This window comes from Neisseria sp. P0022.S010 (assembly GCF_051956635.1).
The window spans coordinates 1-1,738 of record NZ_JBQCXF010000591.1 but is presented as its reverse complement, the minus strand read 5'-3'; the positions used below and the strand labels follow the sequence as shown (position 1 = coordinate 1,738).

General features: G+C 52.3%; 2 protein-coding genes. One reads left to right on the top strand and one right to left on the bottom strand.

Features of this window, described 5'->3' with window-relative positions:
* Window positions 1–14: 14 nt before the first annotated feature.
* A complete protein-coding gene (locus ACTHUT_RS19730; protein ID WP_070590039.1) occupies window positions 15–743 on the bottom strand; it encodes a TIGR00730 family Rossman fold protein in 729 nt (242 codons plus the stop codon).
* Window positions 744–883: 140 nt separating this feature from the next.
* Between ACTHUT_RS19730 and truC the strand changes: the two genes are divergently transcribed.
* Entirely contained in the window at window positions 884–1,600 is a 717-nt protein-coding gene (gene truC / locus ACTHUT_RS19725; RefSeq protein WP_036492333.1) for a tRNA pseudouridine(65) synthase TruC, read from the top strand.
* Window positions 1,601–1,738 lie beyond the last annotated feature (138 nt).

Here is a 1,738-nt window from a genome sequence, read left to right as displayed (position 1 = left end):
GAAACCTTAGTTTTTTACAGCCCCAGCGACCAAGCATTTTGGTGTTCGGACAAGTCTTCCAAGCGGTTTTCGTAATGGGCGAAGATTTCTTCGATGATTTCGTCTTCGTCGTCGATGACGCGGATCAAGTTCAAATCCTCTTCCAAAATCAAGTTTCTGCCCAGCAACTGCTCGCGTATCCAGTCCAACAGTCCCGCCCAAAATGCTTTGCCCACTAAGATAATCGGTCGGTCGGGCGTTTTGCCGGTTTGCACCAAAGTCAGGCTTTCAAACAATTCGTCCAATGTGCCGAAACCGCCGGGCATGACGACATACGCCACGGCATGTTTGACGAACATGACTTTGCGCGGGAAGAAGTGTTGGAATTTAATCGACAAATCCTGATACGGATTGGCTTTTTGCTCGTGCGGCAACACGATATTCAGTCCCACCGCCGGACTTGCGCCTGCAAACGCGCCTTTGTTGGCCGCTTCCATAATGCCCGGCCCGCCGCCGGAGATGACGGAAAATCCGGCATCCGACAGTTTGCGTGCCAAGCGTAATGTGAACTCGTAGTCGGGATGATCTTCAGGCGTACGCGCGCTGCCGTAAATGCTGACGGCTGGCTGAATGGCGCGCAATTCTTCGCCGGCTTCGACAAATTCGGAAATAATCTTCAATACATGATACGACTCGCGCGCCTGAATATCACGGCGGGTTTCGTCGGGCAGCATGGGTTTGGGCAGTTTTTTGAGCAGGCTCACGGCTTTTCCTTCGTGTTTTTATGTGCAGTATTGTAACCCGAAAGGGGCGGGCCGTCTGAAAGTTGGGTTTCGGCGGCAAGTGTTTCTGCCACATCTTCAAAAGCCCGTTACAATATCTGCTTTTATTCAACTGCTCCGCCATGCTCGATATTATCCACCGCGACAGCCGCACCATCGCCGTCAACAAACCTGCCGGAATGCTGGTACACCGAAGCTGGTTAGACAAACACGAAACCCGTTTTGCCGTGCAGACCCTGCGCGATCAAATCGGGCAGCACGTTTATCCCGTCCACCGCCTCGACCGCCCGACTTCCGGCGTCTTGTTGTTTGCCCTCGATACGGAAGCCGCACGGTTATTGACGCAGCAGTTTGAAAACAAAACTATCGAAAAAACTTATTGGGCGATAGTTCGCGGTCATCTGCCTTCAGACGGCCTGATTGATTACGCCCTCAAATATATGCCCGACAAAATCGCCGAAGCGCAGACCGAAGCCACATTGCAGGAAGCGCAAACCGCCTACCGTTGTCTGGCACAAACCGAGTTGCCGTTCCAATCTGCCCTGCGTTATCCGACCTCGCGTTATTCGTGGGCCGAACTTACGCCGCACACCGGACGCAAACACCAACTCCGCCGCCATATGAAACACATTTTCCACCCCATCGTCGGCGACACCAACTACGGCGATTTGCGCCAAAATCATGCCGTTGCCGAACATATCGGCACGCAACGCCTGATGTTGCACGCGCGAAGCCTCAGTTTTCAAAGCATAGAAGACGGCAGCCGGATGACCGTACAAGCGCCGATAGACAACGACTGGCGGCTTTGGTTGGAAAAATTTAAAACCGAGGCCGTCTGAAAATCCAAACCGCACATTTTCAGACGGCCCGGTCATGGAAAAAAACAGGCAAATCCCTTACAATACGCCCCTAAAATTTTGAAAGAACACAAGAATCATGGAAGCCGAAGTAATCAACCAGCTTAACAACACCCTAAA

Coding starts and splice junctions, on each gene's coding strand:
- truC (WP_036492333.1), top strand. CDS start 884: ATGCTCGATATTATCCACCGCGACAGCCGCACCATCGCCGTCAACAAA.